Annotated in this window: 1 protein-coding gene; it reads left to right on the top strand. The window is 34.0% G+C overall.

Annotated features, from left to right (window positions below; all coding sequences use genetic code 11):
- Positions 1–95: 95 nt before the first annotated feature.
- Entirely contained in the window at positions 96–1367 is a 1272-nt protein-coding gene (locus H5183_RS21390) for an IS4 family transposase (protein WP_182732681.1), read from the top strand.
- Positions 1368–1405: the final 38 nt, after the last annotated feature.

Genomic DNA, 1405 nt, shown 5'->3' with positions numbered 1-1405 from the left:
GTCATAGGTAAGATCTTAAGAAATTGAGTTGAAGCTCAATTCATGATCAAATGGTTGTTACCACACAAACCACAGAATCAAGAAAAGAGCTTCAAATGAATGCTAACATTTTTATTAATAAGTTAAAAAGTATCCTAAGTGAAAAAAAACTGAACCGACTTGGTAAACAAGTAGCATTTACTAAAAGAGAAAGAAATATTACGGCATTTCATATGGTTGTTAGTCTTGTTGCTGCGCTTGGGGATAAAAAAACGATCTATTTATCCGAAATATTAAGAGTTTATAATCAGCTAACAGGGCAGTCTATTAAGTATAAGCCTTTTCATAACCAGTTAGTTAAACCTGAACTAGCTGAACTAATGCGAGAGGTAACAAATAGAGTTTTTAATTGTTGGATAAATGATGCGCTTAAGTACACGAAAAAAGATTTGTTCAAGTTTGAGAATATTTTAATTCAGGACGGTAGCTCTATTATGCTTCATCGTTCTTTAAAAGATGTTTTTCCTGGGCGATTTTCAAATACGTGTCCAGCAGCTATTGAATTGCATGCTACTTTAAATTTAACGCAAGGTTGCTTTGAAAAAGCAGGTATAACACCAGACAGTTACTCTGAACGTGAAGAACTTCCAAAATTTAAAGAGTTGAAAGGACAGTTGTTACTTGCTGATAGAGGATATTATTCAGGTAGTTATATTCATGAATTAGATAAAGCAGGAGGATTTTACGTATTAAGAGCGAAGGGATTAAAAGCAGTCAGAGTACATAATGCTTTTAAGCAAAATGGACAGGAATTAACAGGAAGTCATTCCCCAAAGTTATGTGAGTTGCTCCCCGAATTACCTAAAAATGATCTTATTGATATGAATGTTAGCATAAAAAACAAGCTAACAAGAGTCGTTGGGTATTGGTCAAAAAAAGAAAAACAATATACATTTTTAGTCACTAATTTATCTATTGATGAATTTACAGCGACTGAAATAGGCAAATTATATAGGTTACGCTGGCAGGTTGAATTACTTTTTAAGGAGTGTAAGTCTTATAATAATTTACGCGGCTTTCAAACATCAAACGCAACCTTACAAGAGGCGCTAATTTATGTAAGTTTAATAGTAACCACGCTTAAAAGGTTTTTAACTGGCTGTATTGAAAAGATATTCAAAACTGAAATGTCTACAATGACAGTAGCAAAAACAACGGGGGGTTGGTGGATTGGCATATTAACAGCGATTATTAGGAAGCATAGGAAAGGATTGTTAAATGCAGTTAATGGAGCATTTGACTTTCTGAGGAAAAATGCAGCTAGGGCGCACCCCAAACGCGATCGAAAAACAGGAGTATTTCAGTATGGGGTAGAGCCAAATTTTTAAGGCTGTACTTAATATTTTTCTTAAGTACCTACCTATGA

This window comes from Pseudoalteromonas sp. SR44-8, assembly GCF_014163635.1.
GTDB classification, from domain to species: domain Bacteria; phylum Pseudomonadota; class Gammaproteobacteria; order Enterobacterales; family Alteromonadaceae; genus Pseudoalteromonas; species Pseudoalteromonas rhizosphaerae.
The sequence above is the reverse complement of the archived record's forward strand: the minus strand, read 5'-3'. Positions and strand labels throughout refer to the sequence as shown.

Bases quoted from the DNA above. Each gene is read 5' to 3' on its own strand.
- H5183_RS21390 (WP_182732681.1), top strand. From the start codon at position 96: ATGAATGCTAACATTTTTATTAATAAGTTAAAAAGTATCCTAAGTGAA.